This window comes from Streptococcus ferus DSM 20646, assembly GCF_000372425.1.
Lineage (GTDB): Bacteria > Bacillota > Bacilli > Lactobacillales > Streptococcaceae > Streptococcus > Streptococcus ferus.
On the sequence record NZ_AQVD01000002.1, the window covers coordinates 153,967 to 170,599 of the forward strand.

A 16,633-nucleotide genomic window follows, 5' to 3' on the forward strand; every position below is an offset into this window, starting at 1 on the left:
CCCCTTATTTCGGTTCAAAAACAAAGCCTAAGACAATAGAAATAGCGATAATCACTAAGACGACTGTGGTAAACAGGACATAGAGTCGGTCTTTCGTGATGAAGAAAATAATGAGTGTTGCCAGCACCCGAAAAATCGGTGTCAGAATGAGCATGAAGCAGCCCATAAGCATGATCGTCACCGGATCAAAAACAGAATGACTGCTAACATAATCCATCAGGTTGAAAGCTGTCACCTCGTCAGGGCTGAGACTCGCTTGGCTATTACCCAAAAAGAGAATGAGACCTACTAGCATAAAGGCAACCGATAACAGAATCCCTAAACGAAGCAGCTTGCCTAATTGTAATTCAATTCTGGCATTCTCTTCTGCTGTGCTTTTTTTATCCATTTAAAAACCTCGCAAAAACATCTGGAGACCTGAAACAAGCAAGACGACGATAAAGATAAGCCTCAAAAGACTGACAGGTATATACGGCATCATTTTACTGCCTAAAAGCGATCCGAAGATCACCCCGATAGCAATTGGTGTTGCGAGAACAGGATTGATATGGCCACTGAAAATATAGAAAACGGCAGATGCTGTCGCTGTTACCCCCATCATAAAGTTCGAGGTCGCCGAGGAAGCTTTCAGCGGCATTTTCATCACAGTATCCATCGCCAGGACCTTAAAGGCACCCGCACCGATTCCTAAGAGTGCTGATAGAATTCCTGCACAGAACATGACCAGAGACCCCTGAGGGACCTTGGTCAGCTGGTAGGTCACTAATTCGCCGCTGCTTTTATCGTAATAACGACCGCCAAGATTCAGTTTGGCCGCTAAGGCGTCTTCCTCCACCGCTGCAAGATTTTCTTTTCCGGCACGGATTTTTTGATACATATTGAAAGCTTGAAAGGTCAGAAGTCCACCGTAGAGGAGAAAGAGCACCTTTGAGTCCAGCACAAGTGATAGCATGGCCCCCACAAAAGCTCCCAAAGTGGTAAAAATCTCTAAAAACATCGCCAGTCTTAAATTCAGCATATCATCCTTGAGATAGGCAATAGCCGATCCTGAGCTGGTGGCCAAAACAGCGATAATAGAAGCTCCCACAGCGTGCTTAATATCTACATTAAAGATTAAGGTTAAAACAGGGGTAACGACAATGCCGCCCCCCAGTCCTAACAATGCTCCAAGAAGCCCTGCAAAGAGACCCACCAAGAGCATGGTAATGATGTAAGATAACATTAGAATTCCTTCACATAAGTACGGTGTTTAGCGACTGCTTCCTTCAACTCTTCTAAATTATCAGATGAAAACTTCATCAGTACTTCCGTCGCCAAAACAGTTGCCACCACACTTTCCATGACAACACCTGCAGCCGGAACTGCTGTTGGGTCAGAACGCTCAACGCTGGCTTTATAAGGTTGGTGGCTCTCAATATCGACACTCATCAAAGGTTTATACAGGGTCGGTATAGGTTTCATCACCCCACGAACCACAATTGGCTGACCGTTTGTCATGCCACCTTCAAAACCACCTAAATTATTGGATGTTCTGGTATAACCCTTTTCTTCCGACCAGACAATCTCATCCATGACTTCAGAGCCCGGACGATAGCCTGCTTTAAAGCCTAAACCAAACTCAACACCCTTGAAAGCATTAATTGAGACAACCCCTTGGGCGATTTTAGCATCTAATTTACGATCCCACTGCACATAGGAACCTAAACCAACAGGAACGCCTCCAACAAGGGTCTCAATGACACCTCCTATGGTATTCCCTTCTTTTTTGATCTGATCAATATAGTCTTTGATGTCTTGTTCACGGTCTTGATTGACGATGGAAACCTCAGACTGACGTGCCCGTTCTTTAATCTCAGCCACGGTCAGATTTTCTGGGACATCAACCTCAATGCCACCGAAAACAACAACATGGCTGGCCACTTCCATTCCCAGCTCTTCCAACAGACGTTTCGCCACTGCACCTACGGCAACCCGCATCGTCGTTTCACGTGCACTGGAACGCTCCAGACTGTTACGCAAATCGGAAAAACGGTACTTCATGCCTCCAACTAAGTCAGCATGACCAGGCCGTGGTTTGGTCAGTTTTCGAATAGCTTTTTTCTTCTCGTCAATTTCAGCAGCACTCATGACTTCTGTCCAATTTTTGAAATCACGGTTAGTGACATTCAGCGTAATCGGACTTCCCATGGTTACTCCGTGTCTGACGCCTGAGGTAATCTCAACTTGATCCGATTCAATCATCATTCGACCGCCACGACCGTAACCTCCCTGACGGCGTTTCAGTTCCGCATTAATGTATTCCGCGGTCAAAGGCAAACCAGCGGGAATACCTTCGATAATGGCTGTCAGACGGGGGCCGTGCGATTCACCTGCAGTAAAATATCTCATTTATTTCTCCAAATATTCTTTCATCTCGTCAATCGGAATCTGATTGATAGCTGCGCTTCCCAGTTCAGGAACAATTACCGTCTTAATAGTCTTACCGCGAGCTTTCTTATCATGTGTCAAAGCCTTGTAGAGTGCTTCAGTATCCCACGGTTCATAGTCTGTTGGTAAGCCAAATTTTGCACACATGTCGATAATTACCTGTGTGATTCCTGCTGGCATGAGTCCTTTGCTTTCTGCAACTCGTGAAAGCTGAACCATTCCAATAGCCACGGCTTCGCCGTGCATGACCTTACCATATCCGGCCGTTGCCTCAATGGCGTGACCAATTGTATGACCAAAATTAAGGTGGAGGCGGACACCATTGTCTAATTCATCTTCAACAACAACCTTCCGTTTGACCTCACAGGAACGGTAAATAATCGATTCTGCATGATCTAAAATAGATTCCGGACTACCGTCCATCTGCTGCAATTCTTGCCAGAGTTCCAAGTCTTCTATCAAGCCGTACTTCACAACTTCACCCATTCCTTCAATGAGCTCACGGTGTCCCAATGTTTTCAAGGTTTCCGGATCAATCAACACGCCATCCGGCTGAGTGAAGGTTCCGACCATATTTTTAGCAAAAGACGTGTTAACACCGGTTTTGCCACCTATCGAAGAATCCACCTGAGCAGTCAAACTTGTTGGAATCTGCAGAAAATGAATGCCGCGCATATAGGTCGATGCAACAAAACCTGCTAAATCTCCAACAACCCCACCACCAAGAGCTACAATACCATCACTCTTAGTCAGACCTTGCTGGACTAAAAAAGCATAAGCTTTATTAACCGTCGTTAGATTCTTTTGGGCTTCGCCATGCAAAAAATCAAAAACGGAGACATCAAAACCAGCATCCTCTAAACTAAATTTAACTTTGTTGGCATAGAGGCTGCCGACCTTATTATCCGTAATAATAACAATTTTTTGCGGTTGCCATAGCTGCTTGACCCACTGTCCTGTTTTGGATAAGACGCCCTTTTCAATGACAATATCATAGGGAGTTCTCGGAAGATTGACATTCAATTTCATCGTATCACCTAATTTTCTGACTTGTATTTTTCTTCAAGGGCCTGCCAAACTTCTGCCGTTGGCATCATTTCCCCTGTCCATAATCTAAAGGCCTCTGCCGCCTGAAAAAGAAGCATTCCTAAACCGTTGATGGTCGTCGCTCCCTGAGCTTTGGCTAATCTTAAGAAGGGAGTTTCAAAGGGCTGATAAATCACATCGGCCACAAGTAAGCCCTCTTTAAAAACCATATCCGCAGAAACTACGGTTGAGATGCCATCCATACCAACGCTATTCGCATTCACTAATAAGTCTGCGTCATTAGCCTTTTCCTGAATTTGTTTTTTATCAGAGATGTCAAAAATCTCAATCCTTGTTCCCGTTTGCTCAGCTACACGCCCCTGACGTTCAATCGTCACATCAAGGTACTTCGCCTTACTGAACATGTTGATTTTACCAACACCGTTTTGAGCAGCGTAGGCAGAAATAGCTGTCGCTGCTCCGCCACCTCCTAAAATGGTAATCGTCTTACCTTTAAGATCAAACTCCTGAGGCAGAGACGCAAAAAAGCCATAACCATCGGTATTATGCCCGATGAGCTTTCCATTTTTGTTTACTACCGTATTAACCATGCCAGTCAGGGAAGCAGACTCATCCAATTCGTCTAAGTACTGCGTCACAATTCTCTTGTAAGGCATCGAAAGATTGATGCCAAACATATCATAGCGCTTGACATTGGCTAGAGTCGCTTCTAATTCTGATTCAGGAATATCCCAAGCGACATAGACCCCGTTAATGCCTGTTTTATCAAAGGCATAATTATGGATAAAAGGGGAAATCGAATGTTTTATGGGAGTAGCAACAACTGCCGCTAATCTCGTGTGACCATCAATCTGCATCTAAAATCTCCTTTATTTTCACCATATCTGCCAAAGCAATCTGTCCTGGGGCACTCCCCTGATCAATGCTGGCAAAGGTCCATGAACTGCCAAATAAATCTGCGGATAAGCGTGACGGCCGTCCAAGTTTAGACATTGACATCGTGACATACTCCTGCTCAGGATTTAAGGTCTTAAAGCCGCGTGTATAATTCATGAGATCAAGAACGTCTTGTTCATTTCCCGGCATCACAGCAATCTTTACCACTTGAGGTGCTAAAGCCGTCAGCTCCGAGAAAATCTCCATGATGTTTTCCGGTGTCTCCTCAAAATTATGATAAGACAAGACCAGATTGGGAAAATCGTACATTTGGTCAAAGACATCGGTGTATGAAAAATACTCAAAATCAATAAAATCTGGACGGTAGAGGGCGTTCACTTCCTTGATTAGTGCAATGTATTCATCCTTATCCAGCATGATATTGCCCCCTTCTTTTTCCGTACGAAGGGTAAAAATAACCTCAAAGCCGGCAAATTTTTCAAAGATAGCTGGGGCTACTGCCAAAATATCTTCCTTTGGCAAAAAATCAGCACGCCATTCAATCAAATCAGCATTTTGAAACTTATTTAAATCAATAGCATTGGCCTCCTCGAGGCTTCTTGGCATGACGGGAACTACAATTTTCATTTATTTAACCTTTATCGTAAAAACTTTTAAATAATTACTTCTTTCATCGTGTTTATTCACTGCAAAATCACTGGGCAATTGCTGCAGCTTGCTATAATGATGTTTTTGGGCAGCAAAACCCTTTTCTATTTCTTTTCTAAACTGCTCAACCGTCATATTGGAGGCATTGGTTGAGGCAATCAGAGTGCCTTGGGGTGATAAGAGTGTGAGTGCCTCTTGGATGAGCTTATGATAGTCCTTCTGAACGGAGAAGGTCTGCTTTTTGTTGCGGGCAAAGCTGGGCGGGTCTATGATAATCAGCTCAAATTGCTGCTCATGACGCCTTGCATATTTGAAGTAGGAGAAAACATCCATGACAACGAATCGGTGGTTCTCAGTCCTTAAATGATTCGCTTCAAAATGTGCCTTAGAAAGTTCCAAAGAGCGTTTAGCCAGATCAACAGACGTGGTTTCAGCGGCACCCCCCATAGCAGCAGCAACCGAGAAAGCGGCTGTATAGGAAAAGAGGTTCAAAACACGTTTGCCCGTAGCCAGACCATTGATCAATTCCTGACGGACAGGTCTCTGATCCAGAAAGATTCCTGTCATCAGGCCATCATTTAAGAAAACCTGGTAAGAAACCCCATTTTCTAAAATAGAAAATACAGGTGGCGCTTCTTGTCCGTAAAGGTGCGCTGAGTCGTAGGACTGCCCTCTAAAACGAACTTTCTCATAAGCCCCTACCAGGTCAGGAAAAACCGTCCTAAAAGCCTTAATAATCATTTCTTTCTGGCTGAAGACAAACGCATTATACCAAGAAAAGAGGGCAAAATCACCATAACGATCCACCGTCAAACCACCAAAATCGTCACCATCCTGATTAAAGAGACGGTAGGCCGTTGTCCGTTCAGACTGTTCTAAAGACTGGCGTTTAGCTCTTGCTTTTTGAAAAATATCCTCAAAGTAAGATTCATCAAGAACTTGTCTTTGCCGTGAAATCAGCCAGCCAATCCCTTTCTGCTGGGGTGATAGATAAGCCGTTCCAAGCAAGTCGCCTCTTTTAGAGACAAGCTCTGCTAACTGATTATCAAACGGTAAATCAGAAAAATCCTTACCGTCCAGGAGTTGAACCCCTTTCCGTAACTTCTTTTCTGTCCAAGAATCCACAACAAGTTTTTTCATAAAGACAATTATACCAAAAAATTGAAAATATTTCTCCCTTAATAAAGGACCTTTCTGATGGCTGACAAAAATAAAAATATGGTATAATCTAATAATAGAGTTTTATCTTTTAAAATATATAAGGAAGTCAATCTGATGAAAAAAATTGCTAAATTTCTTTTAAGCGCAGTCAAGACAAGGCTAGGATTTATTTTAACCCTCTTAATGATTTACTGGCTTAAAACAATTTGGGCTTACTATGCAGATTTTAGTCTAGATATTGGAAACGCCTATCAGGCGCTTCTTTCCATTATGAATCCAATCCCGCTCGGGCTTTTGCTGATGGGGCTGAGCCTCTATATTAAAAATACCAAGGCTTTCTACACGGTATCTCTGCTTATCTATACCCTGCTTAACATCCTCTTAATTGCTAATGCTATTTATTTCCGAGAATTTTCTGATTTCATTACGGTTAGTGCTGTCTTTGCCAGTAGCAAGACCTCGGCAGGTCTTGGCGATGCCGCTATCAACCTCTTACGACCTTGGGATGTTATCTATATCATAGACTATCTTGTTCTTATCTTCTTATTGATCACCAAGCGTTTTTCATTTGACCAGAGACCTTTTAATAAAAGAGCTAGTTTTGCGGTAAGTGCCCTCTCAGGACTTCTCTTTTCGCTCAACCTTTTCCTAGCCGAAATTGACAGACCTGAATTGCTGACCAGAGGATTTTCCAATGTTTATATCGTTAGAGCCATTGGTTTACCGGCCTTTAGTGCTTATAGTGCCAATCAGACCTACCAAGCGCAGAAAGTCCGCTCTGAAGCAACAGCTGATGAGTTAAAGACTGTAAAAGCTTACGTCAAAAAACATTACGCTGCGCCAAATGCTGAGTATTATGGAGCTGGAAAAGGAAAGAATGTCATCATTCTCCATTTAGAAAGTTTCCAACAGTTCCTATTGGACTATAAATTAAAGGTTGACGGCAAGGAATACGAAGTGACTCCTTTCCTGAATTCCATCTACCACTCGCAGGATACCTTTGCTTTTTCTAACTTTTTCCACCAAGTAAAAGCCGGAAAAACTTCTGATGCAGAAACCCTTCTGGAAACTTCCCTTTTCGGTTTAGATCAAGGCTCCTTCTTTGTCCAATACGGTGGTGACAATACACAGCAGGCTGCGCCGCACATTCTTTCCGAAACGAATCAGTACACGAGTGCTGTTTTCCACGGAAATACCGGTACTTTCTGGAATCGAAATAATGTCTACAAGCAATTAGGCTACAACTATTTCTTCGATCAATCCTACATGTCTAAGTCGACCAAGGATAATTCTTTCCAATATGGCTTAAATGATAAGATTATGTTCGCAGATTCTATTAAATATCTCGAACATATGCAACAGCCTTTCTACACTAAATTCATCACTGTTTCAAACCATTACCCTTATCAGAGTCTGTCTGGTGACGAAACAGGTTTCCCTCTTGCTCAAACCAAAGATGAAACCATCAATGGCTACTTTGCTACGGCTAACTACCTAGATGCTGCTATTAAGGATTTCTTTGATTACCTAAAAGCAACAGGCCTCTATGACAACTCTATCATTGTCATGTATGGTGACCACTACGGTATTTCCAATTCGCGCAATACCGATTTAGCAGAATTGCTGGGCAAAGATCCGCAGACCTGGACAGACTATGACAACGCTATGCTTCAAAGGGTGCCTTACATGATTCATGTCCCTGGGAACGGAAAAGGCTTCATCAGTTCCACTTACGGCGGAGAGGTTGATGCACTGCCAACCCTGCTTCATATTCTGGGAATTGATTCCAGCAAATATGTTGAATTAGGACAGGATTTACTGTCGCCTCAAAACAGTCAAACCGTTGCTTTCAGAACAGAAGATAATTATGTGACACCGACTTATACCAGCTATAACGACCATCTCTATGATACGAAAACAGGTACGGAAATCACTAACCCTGATGCTACAACAACTGAAAAAGTGAAGGCGATTCAGACGGCTGTTAAAGAGCAGCTGAAGATGAGCGATGAGGTTCAGACAGGAGACTTGCTAAGGTTTGACGAGAGCAGCGGCCTTAAGCCAATTGATACAAGTCAATTTTCCTATGCTAATTCGCTAGATGCCATGAAGAAAATTGAAAAAGATTTGGGAGATAAGTCAACCAGTCTATATAGTAAGAATGGCAATCAATCTACCCAAGACTTATACAAGTCGCCATCTTACAAAGAACTCTACGGCAGCAGCTCAACAACAACCAAAAGCAGTTCTAAATAATACCAAAAAGAGGCTTTAAGCCTCTTTTTGGTGTCGTCTTATACAGGAAAGTCAGTCTTTTCTAGATTTAGAATAACGAAGGATTTGATAGCAAGCAAGAGCAGATAAACCAAGCCATCCAGCTAGACTGAGGTATCGTTCTTCTTCGCCTGTTTCAGGCAGTTGAAGACTTGTTGTCTGTACCCGATGAGAAGGGAATGAGCCAGTTCCTGCTTTGGCTTGGCTAGACAACTGAGGATTTGTAAGGTAATAAGCTGCTAATTCTTCCTGCTGACGACCTGATTCCTTCCGACTGTCCATTCCAGCTGAGCTATCAGCTTGCTGCCCACTTGATTCGTTTTGGTAGACAATTCCGTAATGACTAAAATGATGTGCCAAAAATACGACAAATTTAAGGGTTTGGCCATTGACTGTTTGACTGATTTCTTCAAAAGGCAGCGTTTCCGAACGCTGATCTGTTGGAAGATAGACCACCTGATAGACCATTTTTCCTACATCAATCGGCATGATAACACGCGCAGGCTTGCTGATTGGGACTTTGGTCCCAAGCGAATCTGTCAGTTCAATATCAAAAAGATCAAAATCTTGTCCGAGAAGAATTTCTGGCGTTTCCCGATCATTTGTTTCGATATGGGCTACGTTCAAATCAGTAATCCGCTCCGTCTCACCGGCAGCCAATATCACCGTAACTCCTGTCTTGGCATCATAAAGGCTGCGTTCTCCAAGTTCAGGAGCAGCTTTTCTTAAACGCAGGACGGTAGCTGTCAGAGGTGATAGACTCAGCCCATGCTCTGTAAAGGTCACCCCTACTGGGTCTGTAATCGCCTCAATGCCCGCTTGGTTAGCATCAACGAGAACCTCTGCTTCCAGTAATTCGCGGTAACTATCCTCTAAAACAAAATCTCTCGCCACAGTATCAGCGTTTACAAAAACAGCATAAACATCACCGTTTGTAGCAATTGCCTGATAAGCAATAACAGTATCTTGTTTTTGAACACCGTTTTGATTCGGCTGACTAATCAGACTCACACGCTGTTCAACATCTGCCAAAGTCTTTAAGCGGAAAGCATCGGTTGATCGCCTCAAGGCAATAAGTCCTTTGGTAAAGGCCTGACTTTTGGTGTGTTCCGGATAGGCTGTATGATCTGTTGCTTTTGTCCAGTCAAAATGATTGATCGCATCCGTCGAGTCGTAAGAATCATGGATAAAATAAGGATAGAGAAAAGGACTGCCATCACTATTGGTCAGCAGATGAGATTTGTTTGGCACTCGATCCTCTGAAACAGGTGTTTTGTAAGCGTCATCTAAAAATTGTTTGGTCCGGCCATATTCTTGACCTGAGTGTAAGAAAGCTGTTCCCTGAGAAGTCAGGACAAGCAAATTCCCTAAACGAAGACGGCGATGAATCTCTTGATTATTTTCAGCCAGCGATGGATCTTTTTTGATGGACTGTGCAATAATATCAAAAAGCGTCAAATTATCATGGGCAGCAATGTATTGAATAACATCTCCTGGATCATCCGCCTTAAAGTTACTTGGCTGAGCCTTGATATTATTAAAGATGGTCAAGACATCTCTGGCACCACCAGTGATAAAGGCCGGCTGACCTTCATTCGGATAACCTGATTTGAGGTTGTTACGGATATCATCTGAGAAGGAAGCCACAGTATCTGTCTGAGACATCCATGTTTGATCGGCTGGCTGCTGTGGCATATGTTCATCACCGGCATAAGTCACCCAGCCTTCTCCTAACATGACAATGTTAGGATTAAGAGCCTTGGCAGCATTATAGGCTGCTTCGATAGCTGCCGCATCATGATCACCCATCATATCGAAACGGAAACCATCAACCTTATATTCTTTGACAAGATAGCTGATAGAATCGACCAGAAGGCGGCGGGTCATATAATGCGTCGTTCCTAGACGACCGCCACCGAAACTACTGCGTGCCTTACCATCTGCATCCATGAAATGATAATACTGAGGTTCCAAATCCTCAAAAATATCCACCTTAGCCGTGTGATTATAGACCACATCTAAGATAATTCCCATACCACGCTTATGAACTTCATTAACTAAATGTTTAAACTCTTCAATCCGCTTAGCTGGATCAGCAGGATTCGTTGAATACATACCTGTCAGCGCAAAATAACTTTGTGGATCGTATCCCCAGTTATAGTTATTGTCGCTTGAGCTGTAATTGGTCATACGTTCCGCATTTTTCAGTTCATTGACATAATAATAGCTCATAACAGGCAGCAGCTGGATGTGGGTCACTCCCAAGTCTTTCAAGTAATCTAATTTTTCAACAAAAGCTGCAAATGTTCCAAATTGGTGCGTCAGTTCTTGCGCAATCGCGGTATCCGACGTAAAGTCTCGGACATGAGCTTCATAAATAATGGCATCTTCACGACTGGTAAAGCCTTTGATATTAGCATAATCGAGATTTTTCGGACCAAGAGAAGATGGATCGACAATAGCGGCTTTCGCAACCTTATAGGACGGATCTGTATCAGCCAAATCACTATTCCATTCAGCCAAGGACTTGGCATAAGGATCAAGAACCAATGTTTTGATGCCATTTCGTGTTATCTCATAATGGTAATAATAACCTTGATAATCAGCAATACCTAATTGACTTTGTTGATTAAGACTGACTGACCACTCTCCCTTATCCCCCTTCGTCATAGCGATATGAGCAAGACGCTTAGTCTGGTCATCCTTATCATAAAGGACAAGAGCCACCTGATCAGCACTCGGTGACCATAATGTAAAGTCAACACTAGCTCCTAAATCTTTAACACGCGCACCAAGTTCACCATCGTAAGCGTAAAGGGCATCCTTATACTGCCAATTGGCTTTAACTGCAAACTGATCGCTAAGATAAGCGACTTGATAAGGGGCCTTGTCCTGACTAAAGTTACCCGTGATAAGGAGTTTCTTACCAGCCACATCTAAAAGAAGATTCGTAATAGTCACAGGCGTCTTAGAGCTATCTGTTACGCTTAAATTTTTCAGGATAAGTTCCCTGTCAACACCTTCCAGACTTGTCATGCTAGCAACAATGGTTGTCGGCCCTGTCTGTTGAGCACCAGTCATCCGAATAGTATTAACAAAATAAGGATTGGTATAAATAGTCGGGTCGTCATCTTTTAAGAAAATCTGGCTGTGATTCTTTAAGTCTTTAAAACTATAATTTTCCGACCGAATTTTCGCCGCATCTCCTTCCTTAGATTCATCAAGCAATAAGAAACCTAATTCATTAAAATCGGATAATTTGATATCCCTATAGGCTCCATATTTACCTTGATTTTCAAAGTCAATACCATCTGGCCATTGACCCAATTGTTTTGTGACAGATGAATCAACGCTGCCCCATAACCATAAGGACTTCTTATCATAATGACCATCACTGCGGTAATAATTGATACGAATAGTTCCTTCTGCCAGCGGCTGATAGTAATGCACTTTAAAGTTCTCATCAAACCAGACCTCATTCATGTCTTGGCTAATGAGATCAACGGATTTATCTCCTGTTAAGTTATCGCCCTTGGTATTATTAATCAAGAGCGACAGTTTGTCGCGCTGTCCTTCAATTAATTTGACATCAAGATAATAACCATAACTGTCGGCTTTAGCCTGGCTAAAACTAGTGGCTCCTGCAGGCCAGGCTCCTAAGCTTGCTGACGGGGTTTCAACGTCTTCCCATGTCCATAAACCCAGACTGGACAAATCGCCAGCAGGTAAGGCTTTAAAGTGGATACGGATATGATTTTCTTGGATCGCCTCATCCTGAACCTGAGGAGCTGCTGCAGACAGAATTGCGCCTGTTGACACCTTGAGCAACATGGTTCCGCCATTAGCAATAGACGGCGCTAAGATATCAATATACCATTTGCCATCTTGACCGGCAAAAGCATGATAGCTCAAGCCGCTATAGTAGTCCGTCACAAGTGTCTCCTTATGACTGACTTCTAGACGAAGCTCCTGTTCCTTGTCATTTAAGCTGTAAAGGATATAGGCTGCATCATTCGCCGTTGCACGTTTAGCCAAAAGCCATTGCTGACTATCGCTGACTGCTACTGTACTGCGATCGCCGCGAGACAATAGCTGACTATTTTGATTACGGAAGGCCAGTAATTTCTTATAATGCTCAAGAACAGCATTACCAGCTGTTTTAGTCCAGTCAAATTCATAACGATTATCGTAGATCGGCCAGTTATTAGCGCCAGACTGGGCTAACTCTTCCCCATAATAAATGACTGGCTGACCTTTGGCTGTCAGCAGCAAGCTGGCTGCCACTTTTAATTTAGACAGGTCACCGCCAATACTGTAGAGAAATCCGTCCTCATCGTGACTGCCAAGGAATTGAGCTAAGCTTAAGTTACTGCTCAGAGTATTATTTCGGGCAATCAGCTCATCATTCGCCTGCTTCAGCCGGCCGTTAACAAGCAGCTTGGCTGTGTCTTTAAAACCAAAGTCCAAAAGACTGTCCATTGTCCCTGTACCGAGGTCACCCTTTGTATCCTTATAGTTTGCGCCCCAGCTTTCGCCGACCAAGTGAAAATCGGGGTCCTTTAAGGCAAGTTCGTTTTTAAAATGCTGCCAAGTCACATCATCCACATGCTTAACGGTATCAACACGAAAGGCGTAGATGCTATTGCCTTTGGCCGTTTTTGATTTAGCCAGCCAATCAGACTGCCAAGCCACCAATTGGTTACGGACAGCTTCATTTTCAGTCTTGAAATCTGGCAGATCTGAAAGCGAACCTTTTTGATCATCGCCCTTTTGGTCTTCTTCAGCTGTCCTTACCATACCTGCAAATTTGCTTTCTGTCCCGTATCCAGCATGGTTTAAGACCACATCAACAATAATATTAATGCCTCTATCGGCAGCTTGGTCAATCAGTTCATGAAAATCGGCTAAGGTTCCTAGGTGAGGATTCAGTTTTTCGAAATCCTCTGCCCAATAACCGTGGTAGGCATAATATTCCTTGCCCGGCTCTTGGCTGACATTCTGCGGTACATTCTCAACAATTGGCGTCAGCCAAATACTGCTGACCCCTAGCTCCTTGAGATAATCCAGTTTAGCAGTCACCCCTTTAAAGTCACCACCCTTATAAGTTCCGGACTGATTGATAGCTGCCGCATAATCTTGGTGGTAGGGGTTATCATTGCTGATGTTGCCATTATAGAAGCGATCCGTCAGCATAAAATAAATCACCTGTTCATCCCAGTCACGCTCTCCAGCTTCTTTTTGGCGCTCTGAAATGGTTACTGAAACAGTTCCATCATAGTAGCCATTATCCGCATCATAAACCCGAATCGGCAGCAAATAAGTCCCCGCTGGGATCTGTGAACCTGCTGTAATGGTCACACGATTTAACTGAGGAGAAATATCAATTTTACCGCCACCCAACTGAGCCGTATCGACTTCCATTTTGACGATTTGAGCTTTTTGCGGATTGGCAAGTGTCACATCAATAAGACCTGTTTCATTATAGTTAAAGGCTCTCAAACTCTTTGCCGTTACAGAAATTGCTTTCGTTCCAGGTTGAGCCTTAGAAAAATCCTGTCCACTGACTGTTTCAATGTAATAAGGATTGGTGTAGACTTTGCTCTCATCATTTCGAAGGAAAATTTGACTGTGCTGAGCACGGTCTGAAAAGGTCATGTCCTGAGATTTATTTCCCGGTGCCTCAGGATCATTTTGATTCACAAGCAGAAATCCAATTTTTGATTCTGACAGTCGTGATAGAGGAACATCTATATAGCGACCATAAGCTCCCTCATTTTCAAAGTCAAGAGCGTCCTTGGGCCAATCACTGCTTGTTTTGGCGGTATCACCCCACAGCCAGAGTCCCCAGCCATCGTAGTTGCCGTCATCTCGTTTGTAATTAATCCTCAGCAGGCTTTCTGTAGGTAGAGGCCGATAACTATAAGTTGTAAAATCACTTTTCACCCAAATTTCATTCATACTTTGGGTCAACAATTGAATCTTTTGATCAGCTTGGCTGGTCTTTTCCCCATTTTTGAGGAGAAGATAACCGATATCGCCCGCTTTCTCTGCCTGCTTAACATCTAAATAATAACCAAAATCATCCTTTTGCTCAGCTAGGAAAGGAAGTGCAGCTTTGGGCCAATTATTCCCATCAGATGGTTGGGCTACCGCTCCCCAAGTCCAAAGGCCATACTGGTCATAATCATTGTCCTGCACCGCTTCAAAATGAATGCGAACAGTCTTCTCGGCAATCGGTGTCTCAGCTGCACTGCTGCTATTGCTCGCTGTGACTGCTTCAGTCACCGACGTATCAGTGATTGACGAGGTTGTCTCAGTGGCAGAAAGAGCTGCCACATCCTTAGAAACAGGCGACTCGGTCACGGCTGCAGTTTCTGACACAGCTTGATGCTCAGTGACTGAAGATTCAGCTGAACTAATGGATTCATCGCTCTTAGCAGATGAGACAACCGAGGTCGTCTCTGTCACAGGAAGTGTAGCTTCCTCGGCAGACACTGGCCTAGCTGCTGCAAATAGCAAAGCCGTCGCAACAGCCACAGATACAACGCCAACTTTCAATTTCCGAATTCCGAAAAATTGACGTTTCTCAGGACTAATGGACAGCTTTCTTTGTTTTAACTTTTCCATAAAAACCTCCCTTTGAATGGATTCACCAATTCATGTTTACGTTTTTAGTATACAAAAAGGGCAGTCATTATGCAAGCGGTTTCAGTATTTTTTAAAATTTTTTTATAACATCTTTATAAGAAGTGGATTTTAAAACGCAAGCGGTTTCTTTGTTGTTTCTTATCTTGATAGGTCATGCTTTGAAGGTTTGATTTTTCCTAAAATAAACACTACCCTCTTCCAATAAACCACAAAAAAAGAGGCTAAGCCTCCTTTTCTTATTTGCCTAATTTTGCCTTAGCAGCATCTGCAAGTGCTGTGAAAGCAGCTGCATCATTTACCGCCAAGTCAGCGAGCATTTTACGGTTAACTTCAATCTCTGCCAATTTAAGACCGTGCATCAATTGTGAGTAAGACAAACCGTTTAAACGTGCTGCCGCATTGATACGTGTAATCCAAAGTTTACGGAAATCACGTTTTTTCTGGCGACGATCACGGTAAGCATAGTAATAAGAATTCATTACCTGCTCTTTTGCTGTACGGAATAAGATATGCTTAGCTCCGTAATAACCTTTTGCTAATTTTAAAATACGTTTACGACGTTTACGTGATACAACGCCACCTTTAACACGTGCCATTTATAGTTTCCTCCAAATAATTTCTAGTTTCTAATTGACTGTTCTTCTTACTTCAGACGAGTAAGCATTGATTTGATACGTTTGAAATCTCCAGCACTCACCATAGAAGCCTTGCGAAGATGACGACGTTGTTTTTTAGTCTTACCATGGAAACGGTGAGATGTATATGCGCGGAAGCGTTTCAAGCCACCTGAACCTGTACGTTTAAAACGTTTAGCTGATGCGCGGTGTGTTTTTTGTTTTGGCATTTTATATTCTCCTACTTTTATGATAATTGATACTGACTATTTTTTGTCAGGAATTGGTGCGAGCTGCATAAACATTTGACGGCCATCCATCTTAGCTCTTTGTTCGATGATGGCAATATCTTGTGTGGCTTCTGCAAAATCCGCCAATACCTTTGCTCCAATTTCCTTATGAGTAATCATCCGTCCTTTGAAACGAATAGAAACTTTAACCTTATTTCCTTTTTCGAGGAACTTACGGCCATTGCGAAGTTTCGTTTCAAAATCCCCTTTATCAATTACAGGACTTAAACGAACTTCTTTCACGGTCACAACACTTTGTTTCTTGCGCTGCTCCTTTTGTTTCTTTTGATACTCAAATTTGAACTTACCATAGTCCATAATTTTCGCAACAGGTGGCGTAGCTTGCGGCTGAATTAAAACCAAGTCAACGTTAGCATCATCAGCAATTTCCTGAGCTTCTGACAAGGGTTTAATACCTAATTGTTCACCATCAAGGCCAACAAGACGGACTTCACGGACACGAATTTCGTCATTAATGAACAAATCTTTTTTAGCTATGTCTTTCACCTCTTTTTATTTTTTCGAGAAAAACGAAAGCGGACTTGATAATTCAAGCCCGCACACATAATATTCCTAATGGAATCTTGACATGTTGGGCCAGACAACCTTAGTCGCAAGGCGAGAAGT

General features: G+C 42.9%; 12 protein-coding genes and 1 other annotated feature (1 of these 13 cut by a window edge). Of the genes, 1 reads left to right on the top strand and 11 read right to left on the bottom strand.

Going from position 1 to position 16,633, the window contains the following annotated elements; translation table 11 throughout:
* Positions 1-4: 4 nt before the first annotated feature.
* From A3GY_RS0103710 to A3GY_RS0103740, 7 genes are read right to left on the bottom strand one after another with little or no spacing between them, the layout of a single operon-like run.
* A complete protein-coding gene (locus A3GY_RS0103710) occupies positions 5-388 on the bottom strand; it encodes a DUF1634 domain-containing protein (RefSeq protein WP_018030064.1) in 384 nt (127 codons plus the stop codon).
* Positions 389-1,222, bottom strand: coding sequence for a sulfite exporter TauE/SafE family protein (locus A3GY_RS0103715; RefSeq protein ID WP_018030065.1), 834 nt, complete (start codon positions 1,220-1,222; stop codon positions 389-391).
* Positions 1,222-2,388, bottom strand: coding sequence for a chorismate synthase (gene aroC, locus A3GY_RS0103720; RefSeq protein ID WP_018030066.1), 1,167 nt, complete (start codon positions 2,386-2,388; stop codon positions 1,222-1,224). The genes A3GY_RS0103715 and aroC overlap by 1 nt, the downstream gene beginning before the upstream one ends.
* Positions 2,389-3,456 carry a 3-dehydroquinate synthase gene (gene aroB, locus A3GY_RS0103725; RefSeq protein WP_018030067.1) on the bottom strand — a complete coding sequence of 356 codons (1,068 nt, stop codon included), beginning with the start codon at positions 3,454-3,456 and terminating at the stop codon, positions 2,389-2,391.
* 8 nt (positions 3,457-3,464) lie between these two features.
* The gene (locus tag A3GY_RS0103730) at positions 3,465-4,331 is read right to left on the bottom strand and encodes a shikimate dehydrogenase (RefSeq protein ID WP_018030068.1); all 867 of its coding nucleotides are present in this window, start codon (positions 4,329-4,331) and stop codon (positions 3,465-3,467) included.
* The gene (aroD, locus tag A3GY_RS0103735; RefSeq protein ID WP_018030069.1) at positions 4,321-4,998 is read right to left on the bottom strand and encodes a type I 3-dehydroquinate dehydratase; all 678 of its coding nucleotides are present in this window, start codon (positions 4,996-4,998) and stop codon (positions 4,321-4,323) included. Before aroD ends, A3GY_RS0103730 begins: the two co-directional genes overlap by 11 nt.
* On the bottom strand, positions 4,999-6,159 hold the full coding sequence (locus tag A3GY_RS0103740) for a class I SAM-dependent rRNA methyltransferase (protein ID WP_018030070.1): 1,161 nt from the start codon (positions 6,157-6,159) through the stop codon (positions 4,999-5,001).
* A 135-nt stretch (positions 6,160-6,294) separates the two neighbouring features.
* Between A3GY_RS0103740 and A3GY_RS0103745 the strand changes: the two genes are divergently transcribed.
* Positions 6,295-8,436 (top strand): LTA synthase family protein, encoded by a 2,142-nt coding sequence (locus tag A3GY_RS0103745; protein ID WP_018030071.1) that lies wholly within the window; start codon positions 6,295-6,297, stop codon positions 8,434-8,436.
* Positions 8,437-8,487: 51 nt separating this feature from the next.
* Here the strand turns inward: A3GY_RS0103745 and A3GY_RS10035 are convergent, their stop codons facing one another.
* The 4 genes from A3GY_RS10035 to infC all read right to left on the bottom strand — a co-directional run bounded on the left by A3GY_RS10035 (position 8,488) and on the right by infC (position 16,513).
* Positions 8,488-15,081: a pullulanase gene (locus tag A3GY_RS10035; RefSeq protein ID WP_018030072.1), complete on the bottom strand. Its 6,594-nt coding sequence runs from the start codon at positions 15,079-15,081 to the stop codon at positions 8,488-8,490.
* A gap of 257 nt (positions 15,082-15,338) precedes the next feature.
* Positions 15,339-15,698, bottom strand: coding sequence for a 50S ribosomal protein L20 (gene rplT / locus A3GY_RS0103755; protein ID WP_000124830.1), 360 nt, complete (start codon positions 15,696-15,698; stop codon positions 15,339-15,341).
* 47 nt (positions 15,699-15,745) lie between these two features.
* Positions 15,746-15,946: a 50S ribosomal protein L35 gene (gene rpmI / locus A3GY_RS0103760; RefSeq protein ID WP_018030073.1), complete on the bottom strand. Its 201-nt coding sequence runs from the start codon at positions 15,944-15,946 to the stop codon at positions 15,746-15,748.
* Between the two features lie 36 nt (positions 15,947-15,982).
* Positions 15,983-16,513: a translation initiation factor IF-3 gene (gene infC, locus A3GY_RS0103765; RefSeq protein WP_018030074.1), complete on the bottom strand. Its 531-nt coding sequence runs from the start codon at positions 16,511-16,513 to the stop codon at positions 15,983-15,985.
* Between the two features lie 15 nt (positions 16,514-16,528).
* Positions 16,529-16,633: a sequence feature (ribosomal protein L20 leader region), on the bottom strand (it continues 20 nt past the right edge of the window).

Coding starts and splice junctions, on each gene's coding strand:
- A3GY_RS0103740 (WP_018030070.1), bottom strand. CDS start 6,159: ATGAAAAAACTTGTTGTGGATTCTTGGACAGAAAAGAAGTTACGGAAA.
- aroD (WP_018030069.1), bottom strand. CDS start 4,998: ATGAAAATTGTAGTTCCCGTCATGCCAAGAAGCCTCGAGGAGGCCAAT.
- A3GY_RS0103715 (WP_018030065.1), bottom strand. CDS start 1,222: ATGTTATCTTACATCATTACCATGCTCTTGGTGGGTCTCTTTGCAGGG.
- A3GY_RS0103745 (WP_018030071.1), top strand. CDS start 6,295: ATGAAAAAAATTGCTAAATTTCTTTTAAGCGCAGTCAAGACAAGGCTA.
- rpmI (WP_018030073.1), bottom strand. CDS start 15,946: ATGCCAAAACAAAAAACACACCGCGCATCAGCTAAACGTTTTAAACGT.
- A3GY_RS0103730 (WP_018030068.1), bottom strand. CDS start 4,331: ATGCAGATTGATGGTCACACGAGATTAGCGGCAGTTGTTGCTACTCCC.
- aroB (WP_018030067.1), bottom strand. CDS start 3,456: ATGAAATTGAATGTCAATCTTCCGAGAACTCCCTATGATATTGTCATT.
- rplT (WP_000124830.1), bottom strand. CDS start 15,698: ATGGCACGTGTTAAAGGTGGCGTTGTATCACGTAAACGTCGTAAACGT.
- aroC (WP_018030066.1), bottom strand. CDS start 2,388: ATGAGATATTTTACTGCAGGTGAATCGCACGGCCCCCGTCTGACAGCC.
- A3GY_RS10035 (WP_018030072.1), bottom strand. CDS start 15,081: ATGGAAAAGTTAAAACAAAGAAAGCTGTCCATTAGTCCTGAGAAACGT.
- A3GY_RS0103710 (WP_018030064.1), bottom strand. CDS start 388: ATGGATAAAAAAAGCACAGCAGAAGAGAATGCCAGAATTGAATTACAA.